Below are 26,164 nucleotides of genomic sequence, written 5' to 3' on the forward strand. Positions count from 1 at the left end.
TGCCTAGCCCGTGAAATGCCGGGGAAAGAAGGCGGCGGCGGCGGTCATCACCGTCGCCTGCGCTTCTGTGAGGTCATAGGGGCTGGTCATCGTCATCATGTCCAGCCAGACCCCTTCGGTCACCACGCGCAGCACGCGGGCAGCCCGCGCCGGGTTCACGGCATAGCCGTGTTCGGCATTCATCCGGGCGCAAATCGCCTCAAGCCGGCGGTTGTATTCCTCGTCATTGGCGCCGCAGCGTTCCTGATAGATCGGGCGGCTCTGCGCCTCGCCCCAGAAGCTGCACCATGCCGACAGGCGGGCCGGGGTGCAGATCGCCGGGTTGAAATCGGCCTCTAGCAACGCGCGCAGTTCTTCGGGGGCCGAGGGGCCGGAGGCGGCAAGCGCCTCGGTCCAGTTCTGGCGGTATTCTTCGGCCAGAAACAACAGGGTTTCCAGCAAGAGCCCCTCTTTGCTCTGGAAATGGAAGTTCACAAGCCCATGCGACAGGCCCGCCGCCTTTGCCACCTGCGTCAGCGTGGTGCGGGCATAGCCGTTCTGGGCCATCGTCTCGATCGTCGCCTCGATCAACTGGCTGCGGCGCGCATCGCGCGGCAGCTTGCGCGGCGGCGGATTGTCCTGATCGGGTGCAGCGGCCATGCGGGGCTCCGGGTTTGTGACCTGCTTTCCTTAGCCCAAACCGGGGGCGATGGAAGGGGCGATGATTCTGATTGACAAGACAGTCAAAATAATGGGAGCCTGTCAGCACCGAAATCAACCCGGATGATCCGCCATGGCGCAAATGCCGCAGCCGCTGTTCCGCCGCACAGGTTTGCCCGGATGAGCTATGATGCCCTGATCATCGGCGCGGGTCATAACGGGCTGGTGGCGGCCTGCTACCTTGCGCGGGCGGGTCTGAAGGTTTGCGTGGTCGAGAAGAACAACTGGATCGGTGGTGCGGCGGTCAGCCGCGAGCTTTACCCCGGCTTCACCTATTCCAACTGTTCCTATGTCAGCAGTCTGTTCCGGCCCGAGATCATGCGCGATCTGGAACTGTCAAAGCACGGATTGCAGATTCTGCCCTATGAGGGCGGGGCGATGTTCACCGAAAGCGGCGGCTATCTGGGCATGTTCCGCGACCATGATGCCAACCGCCGCGAGATGGCCCGCCATTCGAAACGCGATGCCGAGGCTTATGACCGCTACGCCCGCGACATCCTGCGCCACTGTCGATTCATCCGCCCGCTGCTGATGCGTCGCCCGCCCGACCCGGCAAGCTTCCGGCCCCGCGACCTTGCCGAACTCGCCTGGCTGGGCAAGCAGATGTTCGATCTGTCGGAAATGGCGATGTATGACATGATCCGCTTCTGGACGATGTCGATTGCTGATTATCTGGATGAATATTTCGAGAATCCGGTGGTGAAGGCTTATCAGGCCGTCGGTTCGATCATCGGCACGGCGCTGGGGCCGATGTCGCCCGGCACCGCCTATGTGCTGCTGCATCACGCCATGGGCGATGTCGATGGCAATGTCGGTGCATGGGGCTATGCCCGTGGCGGTATGGGGTCGATCACCAAGGCGCTGGCGGCCAGTCTGCGCGCGGCGGGGGGGCAGATTCGCGCGGGTGTGGCGGTGGAGCAGGTGCTGGTCCGCAATGGCCGCGCCGTGGGTGTGGCGCTGGCCAATGGCGATGAAATCCGCGCCTCCCGCGTGGTGTCCAACATGGATGTGCGGCGGACCTTCCTGCGCCATGTCGCGGAAAAGGAGCTGCCGGGCGATTTCGTAAAGCGGGTCAAGGCGTTCAAGACGCGCGGATCATCGGGCAAGCTGAACATCGCGCTGGACGGTCTGCCGCGCTTTACCGCGCTGCCCGAGGGGGCGCCGAATGTGAAGGGTGACATGCACTTCACCGATTCCATCGAAAAGATGGAAGCCGCTTATGACGACTGGAAAGACGGCCGGTTCAGCCGCGAACCGTTTCAGGATGTGATGATCCCAACCCTGATCGACCCGACCATGACCCCGCCGGGCAAGCATTTCATGTCGTGCTTCGTGCAATATGCCCCGCCGAAAATCGAAGGCCGCGACTGGACCGATGCCGACCGTGACGCCTTTGGCAGGGCCTGCCTTGACCAGATCGAACGCGCGGCGCCGGGGTTCAAGAATTTGGTCCTGCATGTCGAGGTCCGCACCCCGCGCGAGCTTGAGGCAGAAGTGGGTCTGACCGAGGGCAACATCTTTCAGGGCGAGCTGACCTTTGACCAGTTGCTCTTCAACCGGCCGGTGCCGGGCTATGCCGATTACCGCAGCCCGGTGCGCGACCTTTGGATCTGCGGCTCGTCCACCCATCCGGGCGGCGGGGTAATGGGCGCGCCGGGGCGCAACGCGGCTGCGGAGATTCTGCGCGATATGAAGCTGCCCGCGAAGGACATGAGCGATGCCTATGCCGTCCTTTGACGCCCTCATCATCGGCGCCGGGCCGAACGGGCTGGCCGCCGCGCACCGGCTGCAATCCGCTGGCCGCAAGGTGCTGCTGCTGGAGGCCGGGGTGCCGGGCGGCGGTGCGGCGGCCTGCGTTCCCTTGGCCGAAGGCTTTGCGCCGCAGCCGCTGGCGCATCTGTCGCTGAACCTTGACCCGCGTGTGGCCCATGGGGTGGAGCTTGCCCGCCACGGGCTGCGCTGGGCGGCGCCTGATCTTGCGACCACGGCGCTTTCTCCGACAGGCGGGCATCTGAGGCTGGACGGACCAGCGGGGGCTGCTTTGCAAGGTGCGGTCAGCGAGGCCGACCGCGCGGCATGGGCGGCCCTGCGCGCCCGGCTGATGCGCTTTGCTGCAGTTCTGACGCCGTTGCGGCAGATGCCGCCGCCGCGGCTGGCGCGCGGGGCGGGCAACCCGATGCTGAAACTGGCCATGGTCGGCCTCAAGGCGCGGATGATGGGCAAGGCCGAGTTCCGCGAATTGCTGCGCATGTTTCTGACGAATGTGCATGACGCGCTGAATGATGAGCTGACCGATCCGCTGTTGAAAGGCGCGCTGGCCTTTGATGCCACGCTGGGCACCTGGCTTGCTCCGCGCTCGCCCAATTCGCTGCTGTTGTGGCTTGACCGGCTGTCGGGCGGGGTGGGCGGCGTGCAGGGCGCCATCGGCCTGCCTGCGGGCGGGATGGGGGCGTTGGCCTCGACCATGGTCGCGGCGGTTCAGGCGAAGGGCGTTTCGCTGCGCAGCAATGCCCGCGTGGCCCGGGTGCTGGTCGAGGGCGACCGTGCGGCAGGCGTTGTGCTGGACAGCGGTGAGGAAATCCGGGCGCCGCTGGTGGTGTCCAGCCTGTCGCCCAAGGCGACGCTGCTGGGGCTGGTCGGGTCGCGGCATCTGGATGCCGGGCTGATCACGCGGGCGCGGCACCTCAAGGCGCGGGGCGGGGCGGCCAAGCTGCATCTGGCCTTGCGCGGGCTGCCGGATTTTCGCGGGGCCGATCCGAAGACTCGTCTGGTCATCGCCCCATCGGAGGAGGCTGTGGAGCGGGCCTTCAACCCGGTGAAATACGGCCAGGTGCCCGAGGCGCCGGTGATGGAAATTATCCTGCCCTCGGCCTTTGAGCCGGGACATGCACCCGCCGGGCAGCATGTGCTGTCGGCCATCGTGCAATATGCCCCCCATGCGCCGAAAGACCCCGAAGTCGCCCGCGCCGTCCTGCTGGAGGCCAGCTTGCGCCAGCTTGAAGCACATGCGCCCGGCCTGCGCAGCCTGATCCTGAAGGCGGACATGCTGATGCCCTATGACATTGAGGCGCGCTGGGGCCTGCCGGGGGGGAACTGGCACGGCGGGGAATTGTCGGTGGAGCAGATGCTGTTCCTGCGCCCCCTGCCCGGACTGGCGCAATATGCCACGCCGGTTGAGGGGTTGTGGCTGGCCTCGGTGGGTTGCCATCCGGGCGGCGGGATTTCCGGCAGCGCCGGGTGGAATGCCGCCGGGGCGATCATGGGGGTCGGGAAATGAACGCGCTGACGCATTACGAAACCCCGCTTTTGCAGACGCCCTTCCACGCGCGGACGTCGGCGGCGAACAAGATGCACAGTTGGGGGCCATGGGCGGGCTATGCCAGCGTGCTGACCTATGAAGACCTTGCGATGGAGCATTCGTCCATCCGCAACGCCGCCTCGGTCTATGATCTGTGCCCGATGGTGAAATACCGCATCGAAGGGCCAGAGGCGATGGCGTTTCTGAACCGGCTGACGGTGCGAAACGTGGCAAAGCTGTCGGTCGGCGGGGTGCAATACACGGTCTGGTGCGACGATGCCGGGCATCTGATTGACGATGGCACACTGTTCCGGATGTCGCCCGACCGCTTTCGTCTGTGCTGTCAGGAGCGGCATCTGCCCTGGCTGCTGGACTCGGCATATGGGTTCGACGTGGCCATCCGTGAAGAGACCGAAGAGGTCGCGGCCCTGTCGTTGCAGGGGCCGACCTCGGCCAGCGTGCTGGCGGCGGCGGGGTCCGATGTGACGGGGCTGAAACCCTTTCGCATGGCCGATTTTGCCTTTGTCGGGGGTGAGGTGACCATTTCGCGCACCGGCTTCACCGGCGATCTGGGCTATGAACTTTGGACGGTGCCGGAACTGGCCCTGCCGCTCTGGGATCATCTCTTTGCCGCTGGGGCGCAACACGGGTTGCGGCCCATCGGCTCGGATGCGCTGAACATCGCCCGGCTTGAGGCAGGGTTCATCATCACCGGCTATGACTTCACCCCCGCCCCGCAATGCGTGAGGGAAGACCGGCTGCGCAGCCCGGTCGAAATGGGGCTGGGCTGGCTGATCGACTGGGAAAAGGGCCATTTCACCGGGCGCCGGGCGCTGTTGCGGGCCAAGCCGAAATGGGCCTTCGTCGGATTGGAGGTTGACGGCAACATCGGTGCCGAAGGGGCGATCCTCTATCACGATCAAAAGACCGAGGTGGGCATGATCACCGGCGCCTGCTGGTCGCCCACGCTGAAGAAAAGCATCGCGTTGGCGCAGGTGCAGGCGGCCCATGCGGCGGGCGGCAACCTGTGGGCAGAAATCTATGCCCTGCGCGAGCTGCATTATGCCAAGATGATGATGCGCGCCCGGGTCGTGGACCGCCCGTTCTTTCAGACCGACCGCCGCCGCGCCACGCCGCCTGCGAGGTTCTGATGCAACGCCACCCGCTGTCGCCGCGCCTTGACCACTGCCCCGAAGGGCTGCCGCGCGCTGCCTATCTTGGGGAGGAATGGTTCGGGCGCGAAATGGTGACGATCTTTGCGCGGCATTGGCTGATGGTGGGGCGGTTGGCGGATTTCACGCCCGGCACCATGCGGCGGGTGCGGCTGGGTGCGGCAGAGGTGGTGGTCTGCCGTCTGGCCGATGGCAGCGTTTCTGCCTTTCACAACTCCTGCCGTCATCGCGGATCGGAACTTTGCCGTGCCGCGGTGGAGCCTTTGGGCAAGTTGGTCACCTGCCCCTATCACGCCTGGGCCTTTGCGGCGGCGGACGGGCGTCTGGTGTCAACCGCCCATGCCGTGCCGACCGATGATTTCCGGCGTAACGATCACGGTCTGAAAAAGGTTTCCATAAAAATATGGAGCGGCTTCCTTTTCCTCTCGCTGGCCGCCGATCCGCCGCCCCTTCTCGCCGATGTGCCGCTGACGACACTGGACAACTGGCCCATGGCAGAATTGCAGACCGGCCACCGGCATGAGGTGGAGCTGGCCTGCAACTGGAAGACCTTCTGGGAGAATTACTCGGAATGTCTGCATTGCCCGGGCATCCACCCCGAGCTGTGCGACATGGTGCCGGTCTATGGCCGGGGCATCATGGGCGCCAGTGAGGCACTGGGTTGGACGCCCGACGCCCCCGCCACCGCGAACCTGCGCCCCGGCGCGGAAAGCTGGACCCTGACAGGTGCCGCCTGCGCGCCCGCCTTCCCGGGGTTGACCGAGGCAGAGCGGCGGGCGGGATATACCTTTGTCACGCTCTGGCCCTCGGCCTATGTGGTGGCGCATGTGGATTATGTCCGCTTGGTGCGGCTGATGCCGCTTTCCCCGACGCGGACCCGGCTGATTGCCGAATGGCATTTCGCGCCGGAAACCCTTGCCCGCCCCGGGTTTGACGCCGCCGAAGTGGCCGCCTTTGCCAAGATCGTCCTCAATCAGGATGCCGCCGCGGCCGAGATGAGCCAGCGCGGCATGACCTCGCCCAGCTTTGCCGCCGCGCGGCTGATGCCCGAGGAATACGAGATTCACCGCTTTCACCAATGGGTTCTGGCCGAAATGGAGCCGCAGGCATGACCGAGTTTCCCCATACCACCCTTCCCATCCCCAATGACTGGGACCGGGCGGGCCTGCCCGGCTGGACCTATCATTCGCCCGAGATGTTCGCCTTGGAACGGGAAAAGCTGTTCCTGACGCATTGGCAGATCGCGGGCCATGTGAACGACATCCCTGCCCCGGGCGACTGGCTGACCTTTGACATGCTGGGAGAGCGGGCGGTGGTGATGCGCGGCGCCGATGGCGTGGTGCGGGCGTTCCACAACCTTTGCCGCCATCGCGGTGCGCGGGTCGTGGATGGAGACAAGGGGCATTGCCGCGGGTCCATCGTCTGCCCGTTCCATGGCTGGGTCTACAATCTGGACGGCACGCTGCGCGGGGCGGCGCGCCCTTCGACCTTTGGCGACATGGACCGCGACAAATTCGGCCTGATGCCGATCGAGATGGAGCTGTTCCATGGCTTTGTCTTCCTGCGCTTTGGTCCCGGGCCGCAGCCCCCGGTGGCCGAGTTGCTTGCGCCGTTCGACGCGGATTTTGCGGCCTATGATCTGAACAAGGTGGTGTCGGTGCCGACCCCCAACTGGATGACCGACCTGCCGGTGAACTGGAAATCGGTGCGCGATGTGGACAATGAAGGCTATCACGTCGCGCTGGCCCATCCGGGGCTGCAAGAGCTTTATGGGCGGACCTACCGCGACCTGCATCTGGAAAACGGGCTTTCCGTCTCGGTCGGCTGGTTCGGCGATGCGCCGGGGCGGGGCTGGTCGGTGCGCAACTATGTCCGTATCTCGCCCGAACGGCCCGATCTGCCCGGCCATCTGCAAAAGGCATGGACCTATTACGGCCTGTTTCCCAACGCGGTTTTCGCCTTCACGCCCGAAGCGGTGCAGTTCTATCAGGAAATCCCGCTGTCGCCCGGGCTGACGCGGCTGACCGGCCGCCTGTATCGCCACCCGGACGAAAGCCGGCAGGCGCGGATTGCCCGCTATCTGGCCATGCGGATCGACCGGGCCACCTCGCAAGAGGATCAGCAACTGTCGATCTGGTCGGACGAGTCGATGAAATCCGATGCTTTCGAGGGTTTTCATCTGTCCGACCTGGAATACGGATTGCGCCGCCATCACGACGGTTTGCGCGCTCTCATGCCGGTGATGACGCTGGCAGAGGCCCCGCCCGAAGGCGAAATCCGGGCCCGCAATGACGAATTGATTTGCCGTTCAGAACGACAGGGCTAACCTGATCGCAAAACAAACAAGGGAGACGCCGCCATGACCCTGAGCCGCCGCAAGGCCCTGATCACCCTTGGCGCCGGACTGGGCTCCGGTCTGGCGCTGCCCTATGTGCGCCCGTCCTGGGCGCAGGCGGGAACCGTAAATGTCTATAATTGGTCCGATTATATCGGCTAAACCACCATCGCCGATTTTGAGGCGGAAACCGGGATTGGTGTGGTCTATGACCTTTATGCCTCGACCGAAGAGATGCAGGCCAAGATGCTGGCAGGCTCTACCGGCTACGACGTGGTCCTGATGAACGGCATGGGGCTGCCAAAGATGGTCACGGCCGGGGTCTATCAAAAGCCCGACCGGGCCAAGCTGACCAACTGGAAAAATCTTGACGCCGGTATCCTCAAGATCGTGGAAGGGTTCGATCCGGGCAATGTCCATGGCGTGCCCTATATGTGGGGCTCGGTCGGGATCACATGGAACCTCGATCTGGTGGCCGAACGTCTGCCGGGCGTCGATCTGGAAGACCTCGGCACGCTGCTGAACCCCGAGAATGCGGCCAAGCTGGCCGATTGCGGCATCTCGCTCTTGGACAGCCCGACCGACTTTGGCTTCATGGTGCTGCGCTATCTGGGAATTGACCCGGATACGGCGCGTGAGCCCGAGTATCGCAAGATGGCCGAGGCGCTGGCGCCAATCCGGCCCTATGTCGCCACCTTTGACAATTCCAACTACCTCAACACCCTGCCGACGGGCGAATTGTGCGTCGCCAACAACTGGTCGGGCGACTACAGCGTGGCCAAGACCCGCGCCGCCGAAGCCGGGCTTGAGGTGAACCTGGCCTATTTCGTGCCCAAGAGCGGGGCGCCTGCCTGGTTCGATCTGTGGTGCCTGCCTGCGGATGCCAAGAACGTCGATAATGCGCATCGGTTCATCGACTATCTGCTGCGGCCCGAGGTGGCGGCGGCCTGCAGCAATTTCACCGGCTATGCCAATGCCAATGCAGCGGCGACCCCGCTTCTGGACCCGGCGATTGCCAGCGACCCCGCGATCTATCCTGATGCAGCCACCATGGCCCGGCTTTACACCCCCGCCCCGCAATCCGAAGAGCAGGACCGCGAAATCACCCGGGTCTGGACCGATATCAAGTCGGGTAGCTGAGAATGGCGGCCGATGTGGAACCCTTTCTGCGGATCGAAGGGGTTTCCAAGAATTTCGGTCCGTTTCAGGCGGTCAAGGATGTGAACCTGACCATCGGCAAGGGCGAGATTTTCGCCCTTCTCGGTGGGTCAGGTTGCGGCAAGACCACGCTTTTGCGGATGCTCGCGGGGTTTGAAGAGCCTTCGTCGGGCCGCATCTTTCTGGACGGACAGGACATGACCGGCGTGCCGCCGTGGGAGCGGCCCGTCCACATGATGTTTCAAAGCTATGCCCTGTTTCCGCATATGACGGTGGAAAAGAACATCGGTTACGGGCTGAAGCATGAACGGATGACCGCAGCGGAACGGACCGACCGGGTGCGCGCCATGCTGGACCTTGTGCAGTTGACGCCTTTTGCGGTGCGCAAGCCGCATCAGATTTCCGGCGGCCAGCGGCAGCGCGTGGCGCTGGCCCGCGCGCTGGCCCGGCAGCCGAAACTTCTCTTGCTGGACGAACCGCTTGCCGCCTTGGACAAGAAGCTGCGCGAACATACGCAGTTTGAACTGATGAGCATTCAGGAGCGCACCGGCGTTACCTTCATCGTGGTCACCCATGATCAGGAAGAGGCGATGACGCTGGCCGACCGCATCGCGGTGATGGACCGCGGCGCGGTGCAGCAGGTCGGCCCGCCGGGCGAGGTTTACGAGCATCCCGCCAGCCGTTTCGTGGCCAGTTTCCTCGGCTCCATCTCGCAATACGAGGCGCGGGTGCTGCGGATCGAGGGGGCCGAGGCGCTTCTGGACGTGCCCGCCTTTGAAACCCCGGTCCGCGCCACCGCGATTCCCGGGCTGGTCGAAGGCGAAGTGCTGACCTTGGCGGTCCGGCCTGAAAAGCTGGCGATCCACCGCCATCCGCCCGGCGGCCCCAACGCCATTCCGGGGGAAATCAAGGATCTGGCCTATTTCGGCAAGGACAGCCTTTACCGGGTCACCTTGCCCTCGGGGCAGTTGATTTCCGTTCACGCCGTCAATGCCCGCCGCGGCGGCGAGGCGCGGCCCGATTGGTATGACAAGGTTTGGGTCGCCTTCGAACCTGCCGCTGCCATCCTGTTGCGGGGGTAAGATGAGCGTCTCGCGCCCCTTCTCCATCGCACGCTGGTTTCATCGCCGGGGCTGGTCCGATCTGATCATCGGGCTGCCCTATGGCTGGCTTCTGCTGCTGTTCCTGCTGCCCTTCCTGATCGTGCTGGCGATGAGTGTGGGCAGTCAGGCCCCCACGGCCCCGCCGGTGGGGTTCGGCGGCGAATACCCTTGGATCAATCCGCGCGGCTATCAGCGGCTGTTCACCGATGATCTTTACATCCGCTCTTTCCTGATTTCGCTGATGAATGCCGGGCTGGCGACTCTGCTTTGCCTTGGCTTGGGCTATCCGATGGCGCTGGGGCTGACGCGGGTGGCGAAAAGCTGGCGCAACATCCTGCTGATGCTGGTGATCCTGCCGTTCTGGACCTCATTCCTGCTGCGGGTCTACGCTTGGATGGGGCTTATGGGAAAGTCGAGCTGGTTCAATCAGTTGCTGACCGATGGCTGGAACCTGCTGGTGCCGGTGGATTGGGCGGTGAAGTCCATCCCGATGATGCACTCGAACTTCGCCGTCGTGCTGGTGATGGTCTACACCTACCTGCCCTTCATGATCCTGCCGCTTTACTCCAGCCTTGAAAGGCTTGACCCCACGCTGGACGAGGCGGCGATGGACCTGGGCAGTCGCCCGTTCCGGGTGTTTCTGGATGTGACTCTGCCGCAATCGGTGCCGGGGATCATTGCCGGGGGCCTTTTGGTCTTCATTCCGGCGGCGGGGGAGCTGGTGATCCCGACGCTGGTCGGCGATGCCAGCACGCCGATGATCGGCCGGGTGATCGCCGATGAATTCAACTCGGCCCGCGACTGGCCCATGGCCTCGGCGGTGGCGGTGGCGCTCTTGGTGCTGATGGTGGGGCCGACGATGCTTTACAGCCGCTATCAGGCCCGCGCCGAAGAAGGACCGGGCAAATGAGACGCAGCCCCGTCTTCCTGATCACCGTGCTGTGTTTCGGCTTTGCCTTCTTCTACATCCCGATCCTGTCGATGATGGTCTATTCCTTCAATGGATCGCGGCTTGCCACGGTCTGGGGCGGGTTTTCGACCAAGTGGTATGTCTCGCTTCTGTCCAACAAGCAGGTGATCGCGGCGGCACTTCTGTCGTTCAAGATCGCGGTGGTTTCGGCCACCTTCGCCACCATCCTCGGCACCATGGCAGGGTTCGCCCTGTCGCGGTTCCGCAAGTTTCGCGGGCGGACCCTGTTTTCCGGCCTTGTCACCGCGCCCCTGATCATGCCCGAGGTGATCACCGGCATTTCGATGCTGATGTTCTTCATCCTGACGGCGAACTGGATCGGCTGGCCCGGTGCGCGCGGATTCAGCACGATCACGCTGGCGCATATCACCTTCTCGATGGTTTTCGTGACGACCATCGTGCAGGCCCGGCTGGGTCAGGCGGATCGCGCCATCGAAGAGGCGGCGATGGACCTTGGCTCCCGCCCCTGGCAGGTGTTGTGGGACGTGACCCTGCCCACCGCCTTTACGGCAATCCTGTCGGGCTGGCTCTTGGCCTTTACCATTTCGCTGGATGACGTGGTGATCACCTCTTTCACCACCGGGCCGGGGTCCACGACGCTGCCATTGCTGATCTGGTCCAAGGTCAAGCTGGGGGTGACGCCCGACATCAACGCGCTGGCGACGATCACGGTGGTTGTGGTCGGGATCGGCGTTGCGCTGGCGGGCTGGGTGATGCACCGCGCCGAAAAGCGCCGTCTGGCCGATGAACGCATGGCATTTAGCAGCAATGACTGAGGAATTCGCCCTTTTGCATTCGCCCTTGGGGCCCAAAGGATCGGGCCGGGTGCGATATGGCGCGGCGATGGCGCTGTATCGGGCGGGCCTCCTCTCGGAAGCGCAGCTCGAGGTCTACCGCGAAACCTCGGCCCATGACGGGCGCGACCCGCTGTCGGTTCTGGCCGAACGGGGGCTGCCGCCGCCGGGATGAGGTGCTATGCCCGCTGACCCACCACCGCCACGCCCAGCACCTCCAGCACCTTCGCCTCGATCTGCGGGGCGTCCATGCCGGCGCTGCGATACATCGCTTCGGGGCTGGCGTGGTCTATGAAGGTGTCGGGTAGCACCATCGAGCGGTATTTCAGGCCGCGGTCGAAGATGCCCTCATCGGCGAGAAGCTGCGCCACATGGCTGCCGAAACCGCCGATGGCGCCCTCTTCAATGGTGATCAGCGCCTCGTGGTTGCGGGCCAGTTGCAGGATCAGGTCGCGGTCCAGCGGCTTGGCAAAGCGGGCATCGGCGACGGTGGGCGGCAGGCCGCGCGCCGTCAGCGCCTCGGCGGCCTTCAGCACCTCGGACAGGCGCGTGCCGAAGGACAAGAGCGCCACGCGCCCGCCCTCACGGATCATCCGGCCCTTGCCGATTTCCAGCGGCACGCCACGCGCAGGCATCTCCACCCCCACACCCTCGCCGCGCGGATAGCGGAAGGCGATGGGGCCTTCGTCATGCGCGGCGGCCGTGGCGACCATATGGACCAGTTCCGCCTCATCCGCGGCGGCCATCACCACCATGCCGGGCAGGTTGGCGAGGAAGGCCACGTCGAAGCTGCCGGCATGGGTGGCGCCATCGGCCCCGACCAGCCCCGCCCGGTCGATGGCAAAGCGCACCGGCAGGCGCTGGATCGCCACGTCATGCACCACCTGATCATAACCGCGTTGCAGGAAGGTCGAGTAGATCGCGCAGAAGGGCTTCATCCCGCCCGCCGCCAGCCCCGCGCTGAACGTGACCGCATGTTGCTCGGCAATGCCCACGTCAAACATGCGCTTGGGGTAACGCGCGCCGAACAGGTCAAGCCCGGTGCCGTCCGGCATCGCAGCGGTCACGGCCACCACGCGGCTGTCGCTCTCGGCTTCGCGGATCAGGGCGTCGGCGAAGACGCGGGTATAGCTGGGCGCGTTGGAGGGGGCCTTTTTCTGCTCGCCCGTCACCACGTCGAACTTGGCGCGGGCATGGCCACGGTCGGGGGAGTTTTCGGCCGGGGCATAGCCTTTGCCCTTCTTGGTCAGCACATGAATCAGCATCGGCCCGGTGGCGCGGGCATGGGCGGTGCGCAGGACCGGCAGAAGCTGTTCCAGATCATGGCCGTCGATCGGGCCGACATAGGAAAACCCCAGTTCCTCAAACAGGGTGCCGCCCACCGCCATGCCCTTGAGCATTTCCTTGGCCCGCCGCGCGCCTTCCTGAAACGGTTCGGGCAAGAGGCTGACCACACCGCGCGCCGCCGATTTCAGTTCCTGAAACGGCTGGCCGGCATAGATGCGGCTGAGATAGGCGGAAAGCGCGCCGACCGGCGGGGCGATGGACATTTCGTTGTCGTTCAGGATGACGAACATCCGCTTTTTCAGGTGGCCGGCGTTGTTCATCGCCTCAAACGCCATGCCTGCCGACATCGAGCCGTCACCGATTACCGCCACAGCGTCGCCCGGGTCGCCGCCCAGATCGGCGGCCATGGTAAAGCCCAGCGCCGCCGAAATGGAGGTAGAGCTATGCGCCGCGCCGAACGGGTCATAGGGGCTTTCGCTGCGCTTGGTGAAGCCGGAGAGGCCCCCCTCCATCCGCAGGCTGCGGATGCGGTCGCGCCGCCCGGTCAGGATCTTGTGCGGATAGCACTGGTGGCCGACATCCCAGATGATCTTGTCACGCGGCGCCGAAAACACCGCGTGCAGCGCCACGGTCAGCTCTACCACGCCCAGACCCGCGCCCAGATGGCCGCCGGTGACCGAAACGGCGGAAATCGTCTCGGCCCGCAGCTCATCGGCCAGTTGGCGCAGTTCGGCATCCGAGAGCGCCTTCAGATCCGAAGGCAGCGTCACCCGGTCAAGTAGGGGGGTCAGGGGACGGTCGGCCATGGCGCGCTCCTCAATTGTCGCGCGAGATAACGAAGCGCGCGGCAGCAATCAAGTTCGCCGCTGCCGCACCATAGGGGGCAAGGGCGGCTTCCGCCTGTTCCGTCAGGTCAAGCGCCTGCGCCCGCGCCGCATCCAGCCCCAGAAGCGAGACGAAGGTGGCCTTGCCCGCCTCGGCATCCTTGCCCACGCGCTTGCCGGTCTTCGCGGCATCGCCGGTCACGTCCAGAATGTCATCGGCAATCTGGAAGGCCAGCCCCAGCGCCTGCGCATAGGCGCGCAGGGGGGCAGGATCGGCCCCGGCGATGATCGCCCCGGCTTCGGCCGAAAAGCCGATCAGCGCGCCGGTCTTGCCCGCCTGCAGCCGGGTGATTTCGGCCAGCGTCAGGGGTGCTGCGGCGGTTTCGGCGGCAATGTCCAGCGCCTGACCCAGCACCATGCCCTCGGCGCCGCTGGCCCGCGCCAGTCCGGCGACCAACGCCACGCGCACCTCGGCACTGCCAAGGGCAGGGTCGCACATCAGCTCAAAGGCCAGCGTCTGCAGCGCGTCGCCTGCCAGAACCGCTGTCGCCTCATCCCATTTCACATGCACCGTGGGCAGGCCGCGGCGCAGATCGTCATCGTCCATGCAGGGCAGATCGTCATGGACAAGGCTGTAGGCGTGCTGCGCCTCAACCGCAGCCGCCGCGGCAATGGCGCGGGCCGGATCAACGCCCAGCATCCGCGCGCCTTCCAGCACCAGAAACCCGCGCAGCCGCTTGCCGCCCTGCAAGGCGTAACGCATGGCGTGGATCACCGGCTGATCGTCAAGGCCCTGCAGCGCCCGATCCAGCCGGGCCTGAATGGCCGCCGCATCGGTGGCCAGAAGGGTGCTGAAGCTCACATCCCCTCCACGGGGCTGGCGGCAATGGCGCGGCCTTCCTGGGCGCGGATCAGTTCCACCTTCTCTTCGGCATCCTTCAGCTTGGCGGCGCAATGGGCCTTGAGCGCCGCACCCCGTTCATAGAGCGCGATCGAGGCTTCCAGCGCGACATCGCCGCGCTCCAGCTGACCGACCACCGCCTCAAGCGCGGCCATGGCCTCTTCAAAGGTCATTTCCGATACGGGCTTGTCGGTCATCGTCTACTCCTTCAACGCGATCACATGGGCGGCCACGCTTTGGGCCAATGCGGTCAGATCATATCCGCCTTCCAGAGAAGAGACCACCCGCCCCCCGGCAAAAGCCCGCAGGCGGCGCGTCAGCCATGCGAAATCCTCTGCCTCCCATTCCAGCCCTGCCAGCGGGTCGGCGCGGTGGGCATCGAAACCCGCCGAGATGAGCAGGAGTTCCGGCTGCCACGCCGCGAGCCGGGGGAAAACCTGCGCCTCATAGGCCGCGCGCATCGCCGCGCCGCCCGTGCCTTCGCGCAGCGGAATGTTCAGGATCTGGCCGTGTGCCCCCACCTCGCGCGGGCTGCCGGTGCCGGGATAAAGCGGCATCTGGTGCGAGGAGATGAACAGACAGCGCGCTTCGTCCCACAGCAAATCCTGTGTGCCGTTGCCGTGATGCACGTCGAAATCGACCACGGCGACGCGGCTGAGGCCGTGATGGTCCAGCGCCCGTTTCGCCGCAATAGCCACGGTGCCGAACAGGCAAAACCCCATCGGCGTTTCGGTTTCGGCATGGTGCCCGGGGGGCCGTGCCGCGACTAAGGCATTCGTCACCTCACCGGCCAAAACCGCATCCACGGCAGCGCAGGCGCCACCCACCGCCTCCATCGCGGCCAGATAAGAGCCGGGTGACAGCCATGTGTCGCCATCCAACTGCGCAAAGCCGCTGGCAGGCACCCCATGCTTCACCCGTCCCAGATAGCGGGCCGGATGACAGCGCAGCACCTCGGCCTCTGCGCCCATGGGGCAGGGGCGGGGGGCAATGCCCAACCCCTCCAGAGCCGCCGCGACGGCCGCAAGCCGCGCCACCTGTTCGGGATGGCCGGGCGGTGTCAGATGCCCCCGGCCCGCCTCGGAAAGGTAGACGGCGGTTGTCACCCCTGTTCGTCCTGGCATTGCACCACGGCATCAAGGCCCGCCATCGTGCCGGTCAGGTCGATCGACAGCACTTCGGCCCCGTCGTGATACATCGTCATGGTCTGACGCTGGGCGATGGACATGAAGAAATCGACATTGTCGAACACCACATCGGCACCCGGCACGCCGTTCAGATACATGCCCTTCGCGTCGCCGTCGAACTGTTCGCCGTCCAGCGTGAAGCTGACGGGATAGGTCGCGCCCTCTTCGATATCGCCCCAGTTGGCGTTGAAGGCGGTGACATAGCCGGTGTCCGTGGTGCGGTCCAAACCGATGCGCACCACCGAGCCATCGGCGAATTCCCCCTGAATGAGGCAGCCATTGCCAAGGCTGGGGTCAATCAGCACCGCCCAATAGTCGGACTGACCCCAAGGCAGCAATTCCTGCGCCGAAGCGGCTGTTGCGGCAAAGGCCAGTGCCGCGACAAGCGTCTTGGTGGTGGCCTTGGTGGCGGTGAACATGATTTCCTCCGGGTTTTCGCGCTCACGCTAACAGCAAGTGCGCCGGTCCCCAAGGAAATCCCTCAATCCGGTTGCAGCATATAGCCTTCGCCCCGCACCGTTTGCAGATAGCGCGGGCTTTTCGGGTCATCCTCGATCTTGCGGCGCAGGCGGGTAATCTGCACATCCACCGCCCGCTCTTGCCCGCTCTCGTCTGCGGGGGCATCGCCCACCAGCTTGTCGCGGCTGAGGGCGATGCCCGGCTGCGCGGCAAAGGCCCGCATCAGCGCGGCTTCGGTCGCGGTCAGCCGCACCAGATCGCTGCCGCGCCACAATTCGCCCCGGTCCATGTCATAGCGCACGGCGCCAAGTTGCAGCACCTTGGGGGCGGTCTGTGCGGGCCGTTGCTGCGGCACCCGTCGCAGGATGGCGCCGACGCGCAGCAAGAGTTCCTTCGGCTCGAACGGCTTGACCAGATAGTCGTCCGCCCCTGCCTCAAGCCCCTCGATCCGGTTCGCCGTCTCGCCCTTGGCGGTCAAGAGAAGGATGGGAACGGTCAGATCTTTGCGCAGGTCGCGGGTCAGGGTGATGCCATCCTCACCCGGCATCATCACGTCAAGGATCAGCATGTCGAATTCCAGCCCCACCATCAGCCGCCGCGCCTGCGCCGCATCGCGTGCGCCGGTGACGAGATAGCCCGAGCGGATCAGGAATTTCTGCAACAGCCCGCGAATCCGCTCGTCATCATCGACCACCAGAAGGTGGGGCGGGGGATCGGCGCTCATTCGCGGCCCTCCTTCAGGCCCTGGAACTGGCGGCGCAGGTCGGGGTCCATCATCGCCTCAAGCACGGTGCGAAAGCCCTGCACTGCCTGCGGCCCGGCCTGCCGATAGGCGGCGCGCATCCGGGCGCGCTGGGCATCCGACAGTGCGCGTTCCAGTGCCGCCCCCTTTTCGGTCAGGTGCAGGTTGCGCTCGCGCTTGTCCTTGCGGCCGACGCGGGCCTCGACCAGACCATCCTCGAACAGGGTGCGCAGCACGCGGTTCAGGCTTTGCTTGGTCACGCCGAGGATGGTCAGCAGATTGCCAACGGTCGTTCCCGGCGCCCGGTGGATGAAATGGATCGCGCGGTGGTGGGCGCGGCCGTAATCCATGCCCTCCAGAATCCGGTCAGGATCGGCGGTAAAACCGCGATAGGCAAAGAACATCGCCTCGATGCCCTTGCGCAGTTGCTCGTCGGTCAGAAACAGAAGGCCCTCGCCCCCCGGTGCAGTCTCGGCCATGTCCGCCTCCCTTGGGCGAAGGTTACGTCAGCCTTATTGCCGTTCCAAGCCGCAATTCGCGGCGCGCCCTGCGCCCGTGGCAAAACACTTGCCAAAGGCCCAGACTGCGGGAAGCATGGCGCATGGACTGGTTCGTCGCCCCGCTGCACCAGAATCCTGCGGCCAGGGCCTGGTTCCTTTGGCTGCTGCGCTGTTTGCTCATCATGGATGGCCTGCTGCTGGCGGGCTATGCGGGCGCGGTGGCGCTGTTCTGGCTGGGGGTAACGCCGCGTATCCTTTACATGCTGGATATCGGGTCAGACCGCACTTTGGCGGAATGGGCGAACTACCTGAAATGGCTGGCCTGCCTGATCCTGCTGTGGCGGGCATGGCGGTTGCACCGGGCGCCGATCCTGCTGGCCTGCCTGCCGGTGTTTCTGGGGATCCTGATCGACGACGCCTTCCAGTATCACGAAAGCCGGGGCGTTGTTTATGAGCGGCTGTTGCAGTTGCAGCCGCATTGGGGGCTTCATGCGTCGGGTGTCGGGCAATTGATTGCCTTTGGCCTGATGGGGGCGGTTTGCGCGCTGATCCTTGGCTTCGGTTATGCGGCCAGCGGGGCAACCGGACGGGCGATCGGGCGGCGGTTTCTGGCCATTTTCGCCGCGCTGATCCTTGTCGGCGTGGCGGTGGACGCGCTGCATGAGGCTGTCGGCGCGCTTTTGCCATGGCGTTATGGCGGAGTGCCGGGCATCGCGCTGACCCTACTGGAAGAAGGGGGTGAACTGGTTCTGGCTTCGCTTGCGGCGGCGTTCTGTGCGGGTCTGGCGGGGGTCAGTCCGCCAGCCAGCGCAGCACCGCTTCGGGATCAGGCGGCAGAACGCTAAGGCCGTCACCGACGAATGCCTGCAATTCCGGCAGGTTCAGGGCATTGACCCCGACCAGCACCGGAATGCCTTCGGCCACCGCCTCGGCAATCACCGGGCGAAAGCCGCGGCCAAGGCATTCATGCTTGCCGAATTTGTTCACCACCAGAAGGTCGGGACGTCCGGCGGCCATTCCGGCCAGAACCGCAGCCACCGCCGCCTCCAGCCCCTCGGGGTCAAGCCGGCATCCCCGGGCATCGCGGCCCAGATCCTGCGAAATGCGAAAGACCGGCCCCGCAGGCAGCACCTGCACATCCATGTCGCAGCGCGGATCGCCCGCGCGTTCGGAATTGGTCTGCACGGTGCCGGCCAGCCGCAGCCCGCGCGCCATCAGCCGCGCGACGGCCTCTTGCATGACAAGATCGGTGCTGCCGCGCCCGGGCGACATGGTGCAGGCAATACGCATGGGGAACCTCCGCTGCCGAACCTAGGCCCGGGCAGCGGCAAGGTCCAGAGGCGCTCAGGCTTCGCGGCCCTTCTCGATGCGGACATATTCCACCATGCGCCGATTGCCCTCGCCGCGGGCGAAGGGGCGCTGCCAGAGGCCGCGCCACAGGCTTTCGCTGCGGTCGCGGGCGATGCGCAGAAAATTCCGCGCCCGTGCCGCAGATGCGTCGTGATCATGGTCGGCAAGATGTTTCATGGCTGTATCCCTCCAGGCAACATGGCCGAAGGATAGCGCAGTTTCGCCCTTGCCGATAGCGGTGCCCGCCCCCGGGGACGACAATCCGCCCAACTGCCCGGCCCGAAGCGGCGGGGAATCGCCGGTTTTCCGGGCTGGTCTCGAAAATACTGAAAAGGCTATTCAGTTCTGCAGGCCATTCCCTGACACCCGCCGCCACTACAACCGCTCTGCGCTAATCCGGTGCAAAGGCGGCGTAGGCCGGGATGCGCGGCAAGGGAAATCAGACCGCCGAAAATCCTCCGTCTACGAAAAGCTGCGCCCCGGTGACGAATTCGGCATCGTCAGACGCCAGATACAGCGCAGCGCGCGCGATGTCCTCGGGCTGGCCAAAGCGGCCCTGCGCCGCCTTGATCGCCGTTTCCGAGGCATCAACCCCCAGCGCCGTCAGCTCGGCCACCTCACGCTTGCCATGCGGGGTTTCGATGAAGCCGGGGCAGACCGCATTGCAGCGGATGCCCTTGTCGCGGAACTCGACCGCTATCGCGCGGGCGAACATGTGGCAGGCCCCCTTGGTGGCGTCATACAGCACCTCCATCGGCGTTGCGTAAACCGCCGATATGGACGAGGTGCAGACGATGCTGCCCTTGCCCGCCGCGATCATCATGGGCAGCACGGCGCGGGTCATCAGATACATGCTCTTGACGTTCACGTCGAAGAGGAAGTCCCAATCCTCTTCTTCGGTTTCAAGGAAGGGTTTGATGACGATGGTGCCGGCATGGTTGAACAGCACGTTCACCGGACCCAATGCGGCCGCCACGGTTGCCACCGCCGCCTCAACCTGTGCCTTGCTTGACACATCCGCTGCGGCGAAGACCACCCGGTGGCCCGCTGCCGCCATCTCATCGGCCAGTGCCTGCCCCAGTGCTGCATTGCGGTCGATGATCCCCACCGCTGCCCCTTCGGCCGCGAAAAGGCGCACCGCTGCCGCGCCGCAACCGCTGGCGCCGCCCGAAACGATGGCCACCTTGCCCTTCAACCGTTCGCCCATCGCGCGCACCCCCTTTTTGCGGCAGCATATGGCGCTATCCTGTGCTGTGAAACCACGGAGGCGACCATGACCCATCCTCTTTTCGACCTTTCCGGCAAACGCGCCCTGATCACCGGCTCGGGGCAGGGGATCGGGCTGTCGCTGGCGCAGGGGCTGGCTTCGGCGGGGGCGCGGGTCGTCCTGAACGGGCGCAGCGCGGACCGGCTGACCGATGCTGTGGCCAGATTGCGCAGCGAAGGCCATGAGGCCGACCTTCTGCCCTTTGACGTGACCGACCATGCCGCCGCCCGTGCCGCGGTGGATGGTTATGAGGCGGCCTTGGGGCCGATCGACATTCTGGTGAACAATGCCGGCATCCAGCGCCGTGCGCCGCTTGAGGATTTCGCCCCCGCCGATTTTGAGGCGCTGATGCAGACCAATATCGCCTCGGTCTTCCATGTGGGTCAGGCTTGTGCGCGCCATATGATCGCGCGGGGAACCGGGCGGATCATCAACATCGCCTCGATCCAGACCGCGCTGGCCCGGCCCACCATCGCGCCCTACACGATGACAAAGGGTGCGGTGGCCAATCTGACCAAGGGCATGGCCACAGATTGGGGGCCAAAGGGGCTGCGGGTGAATGCGCTGGCGCCGGGATATTTCGATACGCCGATGAACGCAGCCCTTGTCGGCGATGCCGAGTTCAGTGCCTGGATCGCCCGCCGCACCCCGGCCGGCCGCTGGGGGCAACTGCACGAGTTGCAGGGCGCGTGCATCTTTCTGGCGTCCCCGGCCGCGAGCTATGTCAACGGCCAGGTGCTTTTCGTGGATGGCGGGATGTCCGCCTGCCTTTAGACCAGTTTGGTCTCGACCGCGACACCGCCGCGCGACAGGTGCGAATAGGGGCAGATGAAGTGGCCGCGCTCGGCAATCTTCGCCGCCACATCGGCGGGCACGCCGGGCAGCGACACTTCCAGCGTGATGGCAAGGCCAAAGCCGCCTTCGCTGCGCGGGCCGATGCCGACCTTGGCCTTGACCGTGGCATCCTCGGGCACGGTGCCCAGCTTTTCCGACTGCGCGGCAAAGCGCATCGCGCCCAGATAGCAGGCGGCATAGCCCAGTGCGAAAAGCTCTTCGGGGTTGTGGCCCGCACCCGAACCGCCCAGTTCCTTGGGTGTGGCCAGCGTGACGGTCAGCATCCCCGAGGTCAGCGACGCCACCCCGTTGCGGCCGCCGCCAGTGGCCTTGGCTTCGGTCCAGTATTTCGGGTCAACGGACATTCCAATCTCCTGTCGCTTGCGATTTAATCGTTAGCGACTGTTATCGGCCCGCGCGATTCGTGTCAACGCCCTTGCGATCCAATCGTGTGCGATTTAATCAAGAGGAGAGGTGCCCGATGACCCCGACCCTGTCCCAGATGATCTGCTTTGCGCTGTATTCGGCCAATCACGCCATGCAGCGGGTCTATGCGCCGCTGCTGTCGGAACTGGGCCTGACCTATCCGCAATATCTGGTGTTGCTGTCGCTGTGGCAGGAGGACGGGCAGACGGTGGGCGCCCTTGGCCGCGCGTTGCAGCTTGAGTCGAACACGCTGACCCCGCTGCTCAAGCGGATGGAGGCGCAGGGGCTCGTCACGCGCACCCGGGACAGCGCAGATGAACGTCAGGTGCGGGTGACGCTGACCGCGGCAGGGTTGGCCCTTCAGGCGCAGGCAGAGCCGTTATCCGCCTGCATCTTTGACCGTTGCGCCCTGCCGCCCGAACAGCTTGCGGCGCTGCGCGATGCCGTTACCGCGCTGCGTGACCAGTTGCGCCCAGACGTTTGAGCGCCCAGCGCGCGGCATCGGCCACCGCCGCATCGGCATCCCTCAGCAAGGCCGCCGCAACCGGCGCCAACGCGGGCAGGCCCGAATTGCCGATGGCGTAAAGCACGTTGCGCACCATCCGGTCACGCCCGATCCGCTTGATCGGGCTGCCGGCAAAGCGGGCACGGAACCCGGCATCATCCAGCGCGGCCAGTTCGGCCAGTTCCGGCAGGCCGACCTTCGGCTGATAACCGATTTCCTGCGCCGCCACCGCGAATTTGTTCCACGGGCAGGCGGCAAGACAATCGTCGCAGCCATAGATCCGGTTGCCCATCAACCCGCGCAGGTCTTCGTCCACCGGGCCCTTATGCTCGATGGTCAGATAGGAAATGCAGCGCCGCGCGTCCAGTTGATAGGGCGCCGGAAAGGCGCCGGTCGGGCAGGCATCCAGACAGGCGGTGCAGCTTCCGCAATGGCTGACCTCGGGCGGATCGGGGGGCAGCTCCAGCGTGGTGAAGATGGCGCCAAGGAAGAACCAGCTTCCCAGATCGCGCGACAACAGATTGGTATGTTTACCCTGCCAGCCCAGACCCGCCGCTTCTGCCAGCGGTTTTTCCATCACCGGGGCGGTATCGACGAAAACCTTGATCTCGCCAGCAGCGGCATCCAGCAGCCAGCGCCCCAACCGTTTCAGCCGCCGCTTGACCAGATCGTGGTAATCCTTGCCCTGCGCATAGACGCTGACCACGCCGCGGTCCGGTTGTGACAGCCCTGCCATCGGGTCGGCTTCGGGGGTATAGACCTCGGCCAGCATGATCACCGACCGCGCCTCGGGCCACAGCGCCGCCGCCGACCCGCGCCAGCCTTCGCGCTCGGCCATCCAGCCCATCTGGCCATGGTGCCCGGCCTCAAGGAACCCCCGCAGCCGGGCGGCGGTTTCTGGCGTGGCATCGGGGCGGCAGATGCCCATGCGGGCAAACCCCTCTGCCGCCGCCTGTGCCTGAAGCCTGCGCTTGAGTTCCATGCCCGCCCTTCCCGTTCGCGCCAAACTAGCGGCAAGGCGGGCAGGGCGCCAGCCGCCCTCAGGCCAGATCGACAACCCGGGTTGAGAAGCCTGCCGGAAGCGTCGCCTCCAGCAGTTCCAGATCGGGCGAGCAGTCGCGGTATTGCGCGGCCTTCCCGGGCGGGATGACAAAGGCATCACCCGCAGACAGGTCACGGTCTGGCTCCCCCTCGGCCCGCAGAACCATCTGGCCTTCCAGAACGAAGGTGAAATGGATGTCGGTGTCATGCACCGTGGCGGGCGGCGGGGTGCCGTCGAACCGAGCCACTTGAATGTTCGCCACGCCCTTGGTGCCCGCCGCAATACCGGTGTCTCGGCAGGTGAAGCCCGGAATGCGGAAGGGCTGCCACGTCGCCTTGTCCTTCACATGATGCACAAAGCGCTGCCCCTGCCATTCGCGGGCCGGGTCGCCTTGGCCGTTGGGCAGGGTCATGTTGTGGTCGATGGTGGTGATATGCTCGGCGGGAACGCCAATCTCGATCACCTCGATATTAGGCGAGGCGTGGCAGACGCGGTGGCGGATTTCCGGCGGCTGGATCACGCAATCGCCCGCCGAAAGGCGCATCATCTCATTGCCCTGATCTTCATAAAGCACGTCCACCCAGCCGCGGTAGCAGTAGATGAGCTGAAAGCCGACGGTGTGGTAATGCACCATATCGGGCACCGGGCCGCCGTCGGGAATGCGGATATGGCTGGCGATGATCGAGCCGCCCAAGCGGCTGGGGATGAGGTCGCGGTAATGCATTCCCGCCCGCCCGATCACCCATGGCGCGCTGTCCTTCAGCCGCCGCACGCCGAATTCATGCACCGTCTCTGGCGTCACCAGTTGCGGCGACAGTGGCACCACCTCAATCTCGGTGCCGTTGGGGGCGGTCAGGTGGCGTTGGCCTTCGGCAAAGCTTTCGGGCCGGTCGGTCAGGATGCGCAGCTTGCCGGGCGGCACCGGGGCGCCCTTCTCAATCCGCACCCGCAGCCCGTGGCCCGAGAGAGAGGCGACCGAAGGATTGTCGGCTGGAAAGATATTCTCAAGCCGCATTCCCAGCACCTTGGTGTAGAACGGCAGGTCATGGCGCAGTTCCTTGGTCGGCAGCAGCACTTCGGCAAGGATATCGGACATCTGGGGGCCTTTCACGGGCTGGGGGCCGGCTGCGAGGAGAGGACGAGGAACTCTGCCCCCGCATCGCTGTCGGCCAGATAGGCATGGGGGGTAGAGGCGTCGAAATACAGGCTGTCGCCGGTTTGCAGGCACAGCGGCGCATGGCTGTCGGAATGCAGCCAGAGGGGGCCGCGCAGCACATAAAGCCATTCCTCACCCGGATGGGCGGCAAGGCCACCGGCCTCGGCCAGTGTGGTGGCGGTGGCGCGGTTCAGGAACGGCGTCATCGCCTTGTGCAGGAGATCGGCGTTCAGAAGCCGCGCCTGTAGTCGGGGCGAAGCAAAGCTTTCCCCCTCTCCCGCGCGGGTCAGGGAGCGGACCCCGGGGCGCAGCGTGGCCGCCTCGGGCGAGAAGAGGGCAGCAATCTCAACCCCAAGCTCATGCGCCAGCCCATACAGATGCGGCGCCGAAACCGCGCTGGCGCCGGTCTCGATCCGCGACATCGTGGCCTCGGAGACGCCGGTGGCGCGGGCCAGATCGGCCAGCGACAGCCCGCGCTGCAAACGTAAGGCGCGAATGCGGGGGCCAAGGGGGGGCGGTTCGGGAATCATGCGCACAGAATGCGGTATTCTTGCAAATTTGCAAGAACTTTCAGAAATGCGATTCTACCCGTTCTGCGCCAAGAGCGCCGCCAGACCGCTGCGATAATCGGGATAGGCCAGTTCAACCCCCAACGCGGTCTTGATCCGGTCATTCCGCACCCGTTTTGACTCGGAATAGAAGCTGCGGGCCATCGGTGTCATTTCGGCCTGATCGAAGGGCACTTCGGGCGGCGGCGGCAGGCCAAGAAGGCGCGCCGCCTCGGCGAGAACATCCTCGGGCGGGGCGGGGTCGTCGTCGCAGACGTTATAGACCGTTCCCGGCGCGGGGCGCGCGATCGAGGCGGCCAGCACCCGGGCAATATCCTCAACATGAATCCGGCTGAAGATCTGACCCGGTTTCACGATCCGCCGGGCCGATCCATCGCGCACCTTCTGGAACGGGCCGCGCCCGGGGCCATAGATGCCCGCCAGCCGGAACACATGCACGGGCAGCCCGGTGGCCAGCCATTGCCGCTCGGCCAGAACGCGCTGCACGGCGCGCAGGGATTGCGGGTTCAAGGGGGTGTCTTCATCGACCCAGCCGCCCTGATGGTCACCGTAAACCGAGGTGGTGGAGAGATAGCCCACCCAATCCGGGCGCGCGGCCATGATCTGCGTCCGCGCGGCTTGCAGGAAGGGGTCGCCATTGGCATCGGGCGCTGCCGAAATCAGGATATGGCTGGCGCGTGCCAACGCAGGTGCCAGATCGCCGGGCCAGAGCAAAGGCTCGACCCCTTCGGCGCGCAGGGCATCGGCGCGGCTGCGGCTGGTGCCGATCACGGACCAACCCTGCGGGATCAGATGGCGGGCGAGGGCGGCCGCGGAATAGCCGTGGCCAAGCGAAAGAAGCGTGTTCATCCGGTCAATATCCGACGCCGCTGGCGGCGCTGCAAGGCAAGAACCGCAACCCGGCCCGCCGCAGGATTGCGGCATGAGCAGCAGGGATCTTGAGGGCGCGCTGGCGCTGACTGGGGCAGAGGCGTGCCGCGCCTATTACCGCGATTGGGCGGAACGCTATGACGCAGGGTTCGCGGCAGAGATGGACTATCTGCTGCCCGCGCATGTCGCCGCCGCGTTTCAGGCGGCGGGCGGTCAGGGGCCGGTGCTGGATATCGGCGCGGGCACCGGGCTTTTGGCGGAGCGGTTGCGCGAGATGGGCTTCGCGGGTGAGATCGACGCGGTGGATTTCTCGCCCGAGATGCTCCGGCAAGCCGGGCAGAAAGGGATTTACCGCCTGCTGATGCAGGCCGATATCACGAAACCCTTGCCTCTGGCGCCGCAATATCGCGGCGTGGTCAGTTCCGGCACCTTCACCGCAGGCCATGTCGGCCCCGAGGCGCTGTCGGTTCTGCTGGCTGTCGCCCGGCCCGGGGCGCAATTCGCCCTTTCGGTCAATCACCGCGTCTGGCGGGCCGCCGGGTTTGACACCGCGCTTGCAGCACTTGAAGCGGCAGGGCGTGTTGCGGCGCTGCAAGTGATCGAGGTGCAGGTTTACGGCGCCGCCGCCCTTGCGCAGGACGCCCGCCATGCCGAGGATCGGGCGCAGGTGGTGTTGTTCCAGACCACCTGAGCCGTTACCAAGACTTCACTTGCGC

General features: G+C 65.5%; 31 protein-coding genes. 15 read left to right on the forward strand and 16 right to left on the reverse strand.

Features of this window, described 5'->3' with window-relative positions:
* Positions 1–3 precede the first annotated feature (3 nt).
* Complete coding sequence (locus HS053_RS00270; RefSeq protein WP_174209190.1) at positions 4–639, reverse strand: TetR family transcriptional regulator C-terminal domain-containing protein; 636 nt, start codon at positions 637–639, stop codon at positions 4–6.
* A gap of 123 nt (positions 640–762) precedes the next feature.
* On the opposite strand from HS053_RS00270, the gene HS053_RS00275 reads away from it, so the two are divergent.
* Genes HS053_RS00275 through HS053_RS00325 form a run of 11 tightly spaced genes read left to right on the forward strand, consistent with a single transcriptional unit; the run spans position 763 to position 11,704 of the window.
* On the forward strand, positions 763–2,436 hold the full coding sequence (locus HS053_RS00275; protein ID WP_206677565.1) for a phytoene desaturase family protein: 1,674 nt from the start codon (positions 763–765) through the stop codon (positions 2,434–2,436).
* Complete coding sequence (locus tag HS053_RS00280) at positions 2,417–3,976, forward strand: phytoene desaturase family protein (protein WP_206677566.1); 1,560 nt, start codon at positions 2,417–2,419, stop codon at positions 3,974–3,976. Before HS053_RS00275 ends, HS053_RS00280 begins: the two co-directional genes overlap by 20 nt.
* Positions 3,973–5,148, forward strand: a complete 1,176-nt coding sequence (locus HS053_RS00285) for an aminomethyltransferase family protein (RefSeq protein ID WP_174209191.1) — start codon at positions 3,973–3,975, stop codon at positions 5,146–5,148. The genes HS053_RS00280 and HS053_RS00285 overlap by 4 nt, the downstream gene beginning before the upstream one ends.
* Positions 5,148–6,281 (forward strand): aromatic ring-hydroxylating oxygenase subunit alpha, encoded by a 1,134-nt coding sequence (locus HS053_RS00290; RefSeq protein ID WP_174209192.1) that lies wholly within the window; start codon positions 5,148–5,150, stop codon positions 6,279–6,281. The genes HS053_RS00285 and HS053_RS00290 overlap by 1 nt, the downstream gene beginning before the upstream one ends.
* On the forward strand, positions 6,278–7,495 hold the full coding sequence (locus HS053_RS00295; protein ID WP_174209193.1) for an aromatic ring-hydroxylating oxygenase subunit alpha: 1,218 nt from the start codon (positions 6,278–6,280) through the stop codon (positions 7,493–7,495). Before HS053_RS00290 ends, HS053_RS00295 begins: the two co-directional genes overlap by 4 nt.
* A gap of 33 nt (positions 7,496–7,528) precedes the next feature.
* On the forward strand, positions 7,529–7,666 hold the full coding sequence (locus tag HS053_RS00300) for a hypothetical protein (protein ID WP_174209194.1): 138 nt from the start codon (positions 7,529–7,531) through the stop codon (positions 7,664–7,666).
* Between the two features lie 6 nt (positions 7,667–7,672).
* On the forward strand, positions 7,673–8,644 hold the full coding sequence (locus HS053_RS00305; protein ID WP_347233283.1) for an extracellular solute-binding protein: 972 nt from the start codon (positions 7,673–7,675) through the stop codon (positions 8,642–8,644).
* Positions 8,645–8,646: 2 nt separating this feature from the next.
* Complete coding sequence (locus HS053_RS00310) at positions 8,647–9,744, forward strand: ABC transporter ATP-binding protein (RefSeq protein WP_174209196.1); 1,098 nt, start codon at positions 8,647–8,649, stop codon at positions 9,742–9,744.
* Position 9,745: 1 nt separating this feature from the next.
* Positions 9,746–10,675, forward strand: coding sequence for an ABC transporter permease (locus HS053_RS00315; RefSeq protein ID WP_174209197.1), 930 nt, complete (start codon positions 9,746–9,748; stop codon positions 10,673–10,675).
* Positions 10,672–11,511, forward strand: coding sequence for an ABC transporter permease subunit (locus tag HS053_RS00320; RefSeq protein WP_174209198.1), 840 nt, complete (start codon positions 10,672–10,674; stop codon positions 11,509–11,511). Before HS053_RS00315 ends, HS053_RS00320 begins: the two co-directional genes overlap by 4 nt.
* A complete protein-coding gene (locus HS053_RS00325) occupies positions 11,504–11,704 on the forward strand; it encodes a hypothetical protein (RefSeq protein WP_174209199.1) in 201 nt (66 codons plus the stop codon). The genes HS053_RS00320 and HS053_RS00325 overlap by 8 nt, the downstream gene beginning before the upstream one ends.
* Positions 11,705–11,708: 4 nt before the next feature.
* On the opposite strand, the gene dxs is transcribed toward HS053_RS00325, so the two are convergent.
* From dxs to HS053_RS00360, 7 genes are all read right to left on the reverse strand, one after another.
* A complete protein-coding gene (gene dxs / locus HS053_RS00330; protein WP_174209200.1) occupies positions 11,709–13,622 on the reverse strand; it encodes a 1-deoxy-D-xylulose-5-phosphate synthase in 1,914 nt (637 codons plus the stop codon).
* 10 nt (positions 13,623–13,632) lie between these two features.
* Positions 13,633–14,502 (reverse strand): farnesyl diphosphate synthase, encoded by an 870-nt coding sequence (locus HS053_RS00335; RefSeq protein ID WP_174209201.1) that lies wholly within the window; start codon positions 14,500–14,502, stop codon positions 13,633–13,635.
* Entirely contained in the window at positions 14,499–14,738 is a 240-nt protein-coding gene (locus tag HS053_RS00340; RefSeq protein WP_174209202.1) for an exodeoxyribonuclease VII small subunit, read from the reverse strand. Before HS053_RS00340 ends, HS053_RS00335 begins: the two co-directional genes overlap by 4 nt.
* Before the next feature lie 3 nt (positions 14,739–14,741).
* The gene (locus HS053_RS00345; protein WP_458358869.1) at positions 14,742–15,647 is read right to left on the reverse strand and encodes a histone deacetylase family protein; all 906 of its coding nucleotides are present in this window, start codon (positions 15,645–15,647) and stop codon (positions 14,742–14,744) included.
* The gene (locus HS053_RS00350) at positions 15,644–16,147 is read right to left on the reverse strand and encodes a hypothetical protein (protein ID WP_241699709.1); all 504 of its coding nucleotides are present in this window, start codon (positions 16,145–16,147) and stop codon (positions 15,644–15,646) included. Before HS053_RS00350 ends, HS053_RS00345 begins: the two co-directional genes overlap by 4 nt.
* Before the next feature lie 62 nt (positions 16,148–16,209).
* Positions 16,210–16,911 (reverse strand): response regulator, encoded by a 702-nt coding sequence (locus HS053_RS00355; protein ID WP_174209204.1) that lies wholly within the window; start codon positions 16,909–16,911, stop codon positions 16,210–16,212.
* Positions 16,908–17,408, reverse strand: coding sequence for a MarR family winged helix-turn-helix transcriptional regulator (locus HS053_RS00360; protein ID WP_174209205.1), 501 nt, complete (start codon positions 17,406–17,408; stop codon positions 16,908–16,910). The genes HS053_RS00355 and HS053_RS00360 overlap by 4 nt, the downstream gene beginning before the upstream one ends.
* A gap of 122 nt (positions 17,409–17,530) precedes the next feature.
* Here HS053_RS00360 and HS053_RS00365 point away from each other — a divergent pair, with 122 nt between their 5' ends.
* Entirely contained in the window at positions 17,531–18,274 is a 744-nt protein-coding gene (locus HS053_RS00365) for a hypothetical protein (RefSeq protein WP_174209206.1), read from the forward strand.
* On the opposite strand, the gene HS053_RS00370 is transcribed toward HS053_RS00365, so the two are convergent.
* The 3 genes from HS053_RS00370 to HS053_RS00380 all read right to left on the reverse strand — a co-directional run bounded on the left by HS053_RS00370 (position 18,222) and on the right by HS053_RS00380 (position 19,986).
* Entirely contained in the window at positions 18,222–18,719 is a 498-nt protein-coding gene (locus HS053_RS00370; protein ID WP_174209207.1) for a DUF2478 domain-containing protein, read from the reverse strand. The two genes, HS053_RS00365 and HS053_RS00370, sit on opposite strands and share 53 nt — an antisense overlap.
* Positions 18,720–18,773: 54 nt before the next feature.
* Positions 18,774–18,956: a hypothetical protein gene (locus HS053_RS00375; RefSeq protein ID WP_174209208.1), complete on the reverse strand. Its 183-nt coding sequence runs from the start codon at positions 18,954–18,956 to the stop codon at positions 18,774–18,776.
* Between the two features lie 262 nt (positions 18,957–19,218).
* On the reverse strand, positions 19,219–19,986 hold the full coding sequence (locus tag HS053_RS00380; protein WP_174209209.1) for an SDR family NAD(P)-dependent oxidoreductase: 768 nt from the start codon (positions 19,984–19,986) through the stop codon (positions 19,219–19,221).
* A gap of 66 nt (positions 19,987–20,052) precedes the next feature.
* Here HS053_RS00380 and HS053_RS00385 point away from each other — a divergent pair, with 66 nt between their 5' ends.
* On the forward strand, positions 20,053–20,820 hold the full coding sequence (locus tag HS053_RS00385) for an SDR family oxidoreductase (RefSeq protein WP_174209210.1): 768 nt from the start codon (positions 20,053–20,055) through the stop codon (positions 20,818–20,820).
* Here the strand turns inward: HS053_RS00385 and HS053_RS00390 are convergent.
* The gene (locus tag HS053_RS00390; RefSeq protein WP_174209211.1) at positions 20,817–21,245 is read right to left on the reverse strand and encodes an Ohr family peroxiredoxin; all 429 of its coding nucleotides are present in this window, start codon (positions 21,243–21,245) and stop codon (positions 20,817–20,819) included. The genes HS053_RS00385 and HS053_RS00390 overlap by 4 nt on opposite strands.
* 116 nt (positions 21,246–21,361) lie before the next feature.
* On the opposite strand from HS053_RS00390, the gene HS053_RS00395 reads away from it, so the two are divergent.
* A complete protein-coding gene (locus HS053_RS00395; RefSeq protein ID WP_241699710.1) occupies positions 21,362–21,790 on the forward strand; it encodes a MarR family winged helix-turn-helix transcriptional regulator in 429 nt (142 codons plus the stop codon).
* Here HS053_RS00395 and queG read toward each other — a convergent pair.
* From queG to HS053_RS00415, 4 genes are read right to left on the reverse strand one after another with little or no spacing between them, the layout of a single operon-like run.
* Positions 21,753–22,793: a tRNA epoxyqueuosine(34) reductase QueG gene (queG, locus tag HS053_RS00400; protein WP_174209212.1), complete on the reverse strand. Its 1,041-nt coding sequence runs from the start codon at positions 22,791–22,793 to the stop codon at positions 21,753–21,755. The two genes, HS053_RS00395 and queG, sit on opposite strands and share 38 nt — an antisense overlap.
* Positions 22,794–22,851: 58 nt before the next feature.
* A complete protein-coding gene (locus HS053_RS00405) occupies positions 22,852–23,949 on the reverse strand; it encodes a cupin domain-containing protein (RefSeq protein WP_174209213.1) in 1,098 nt (365 codons plus the stop codon).
* Between the two features lie 11 nt (positions 23,950–23,960).
* Entirely contained in the window at positions 23,961–24,539 is a 579-nt protein-coding gene (locus HS053_RS00410) for a helix-turn-helix domain-containing protein (RefSeq protein WP_174209214.1), read from the reverse strand.
* 54 nt (positions 24,540–24,593) lie between these two features.
* Entirely contained in the window at positions 24,594–25,427 is an 834-nt protein-coding gene (locus HS053_RS00415; protein WP_174209215.1) for an SDR family oxidoreductase, read from the reverse strand.
* Positions 25,428–25,500: 73 nt separating this feature from the next.
* Between HS053_RS00415 and HS053_RS00420 the strand changes: the two genes are divergently transcribed.
* Entirely contained in the window at positions 25,501–26,139 is a 639-nt protein-coding gene (locus HS053_RS00420; protein WP_174209216.1) for a class I SAM-dependent DNA methyltransferase, read from the forward strand.
* Positions 26,140–26,164: the final 25 nt, after the last annotated feature.

The organism is Tabrizicola fusiformis (assembly GCF_013328815.1).
Classification (GTDB): Bacteria; Pseudomonadota; Alphaproteobacteria; order Rhodobacterales; family Rhodobacteraceae; genus Fuscibacter.

What these genes read in the sequence shown, in the direction of transcription:
- HS053_RS00285 (WP_174209191.1), top strand. Translation starts at nt 3,973, where the DNA reads ATGAACGCGCTGACGCATTACGAAACCCCGCTTTTGCAGACGCCCTTC.
- HS053_RS00420 (WP_174209216.1), top strand. Translation starts at nt 25,501, where the DNA reads ATGAGCAGCAGGGATCTTGAGGGCGCGCTGGCGCTGACTGGGGCAGAG.
- HS053_RS00390 (WP_174209211.1), bottom strand. Translation starts at nt 21,245, where the DNA reads ATGTCCGTTGACCCGAAATACTGGACCGAAGCCAAGGCCACTGGCGGC.
- HS053_RS00310 (WP_174209196.1), top strand. Translation starts at nt 8,647, where the DNA reads ATGGCGGCCGATGTGGAACCCTTTCTGCGGATCGAAGGGGTTTCCAAG.
- HS053_RS00370 (WP_174209207.1), bottom strand. Translation starts at nt 18,719, where the DNA reads ATGCGTATTGCCTGCACCATGTCGCCCGGGCGCGGCAGCACCGATCTT.
- HS053_RS00280 (WP_206677566.1), top strand. Translation starts at nt 2,417, where the DNA reads ATGCCTATGCCGTCCTTTGACGCCCTCATCATCGGCGCCGGGCCGAAC.
- queG (WP_174209212.1), bottom strand. Translation starts at nt 22,793, where the DNA reads ATGGAACTCAAGCGCAGGCTTCAGGCACAGGCGGCGGCAGAGGGGTTT.
- HS053_RS00365 (WP_174209206.1), top strand. Translation starts at nt 17,531, where the DNA reads ATGGACTGGTTCGTCGCCCCGCTGCACCAGAATCCTGCGGCCAGGGCC.
- HS053_RS00325 (WP_174209199.1), top strand. Translation starts at nt 11,504, where the DNA reads ATGACTGAGGAATTCGCCCTTTTGCATTCGCCCTTGGGGCCCAAAGGA.
- HS053_RS00360 (WP_174209205.1), bottom strand. Translation starts at nt 17,408, where the DNA reads ATGGCCGAGACTGCACCGGGGGGCGAGGGCCTTCTGTTTCTGACCGAC.
- HS053_RS00380 (WP_174209209.1), bottom strand. Translation starts at nt 19,986, where the DNA reads ATGGGCGAACGGTTGAAGGGCAAGGTGGCCATCGTTTCGGGCGGCGCC.
- dxs (WP_174209200.1), bottom strand. Translation starts at nt 13,622, where the DNA reads ATGGCCGACCGTCCCCTGACCCCCCTACTTGACCGGGTGACGCTGCCT.
- HS053_RS00275 (WP_206677565.1), top strand. Translation starts at nt 763, where the DNA reads ATGATCCGCCATGGCGCAAATGCCGCAGCCGCTGTTCCGCCGCACAGG.
- HS053_RS00350 (WP_241699709.1), bottom strand. Translation starts at nt 16,147, where the DNA reads ATGTTCACCGCCACCAAGGCCACCACCAAGACGCTTGTCGCGGCACTG.
- HS053_RS00375 (WP_174209208.1), bottom strand. Translation starts at nt 18,956, where the DNA reads ATGAAACATCTTGCCGACCATGATCACGACGCATCTGCGGCACGGGCG.
- HS053_RS00315 (WP_174209197.1), top strand. Translation starts at nt 9,746, where the DNA reads ATGAGCGTCTCGCGCCCCTTCTCCATCGCACGCTGGTTTCATCGCCGG.
- HS053_RS00320 (WP_174209198.1), top strand. Translation starts at nt 10,672, where the DNA reads ATGAGACGCAGCCCCGTCTTCCTGATCACCGTGCTGTGTTTCGGCTTT.
- HS053_RS00415 (WP_174209215.1), bottom strand. Translation starts at nt 25,427, where the DNA reads ATGAACACGCTTCTTTCGCTTGGCCACGGCTATTCCGCGGCCGCCCTC.
- HS053_RS00355 (WP_174209204.1), bottom strand. Translation starts at nt 16,911, where the DNA reads ATGAGCGCCGATCCCCCGCCCCACCTTCTGGTGGTCGATGATGACGAG.
- HS053_RS00290 (WP_174209192.1), top strand. Translation starts at nt 5,148, where the DNA reads ATGCAACGCCACCCGCTGTCGCCGCGCCTTGACCACTGCCCCGAAGGG.
- HS053_RS00410 (WP_174209214.1), bottom strand. Translation starts at nt 24,539, where the DNA reads ATGATTCCCGAACCGCCCCCCCTTGGCCCCCGCATTCGCGCCTTACGT.
- HS053_RS00405 (WP_174209213.1), bottom strand. Translation starts at nt 23,949, where the DNA reads ATGTCCGATATCCTTGCCGAAGTGCTGCTGCCGACCAAGGAACTGCGC.
- HS053_RS00395 (WP_241699710.1), top strand. Translation starts at nt 21,362, where the DNA reads ATGACCCCGACCCTGTCCCAGATGATCTGCTTTGCGCTGTATTCGGCC.
- HS053_RS00295 (WP_174209193.1), top strand. Translation starts at nt 6,278, where the DNA reads ATGACCGAGTTTCCCCATACCACCCTTCCCATCCCCAATGACTGGGAC.
- HS053_RS00300 (WP_174209194.1), top strand. Translation starts at nt 7,529, where the DNA reads ATGACCCTGAGCCGCCGCAAGGCCCTGATCACCCTTGGCGCCGGACTG.
- HS053_RS00270 (WP_174209190.1), bottom strand. Translation starts at nt 639, where the DNA reads ATGGCCGCTGCACCCGATCAGGACAATCCGCCGCCGCGCAAGCTGCCG.
- HS053_RS00340 (WP_174209202.1), bottom strand. Translation starts at nt 14,738, where the DNA reads ATGACCGACAAGCCCGTATCGGAAATGACCTTTGAAGAGGCCATGGCC.
- HS053_RS00385 (WP_174209210.1), top strand. Translation starts at nt 20,053, where the DNA reads ATGACCCATCCTCTTTTCGACCTTTCCGGCAAACGCGCCCTGATCACC.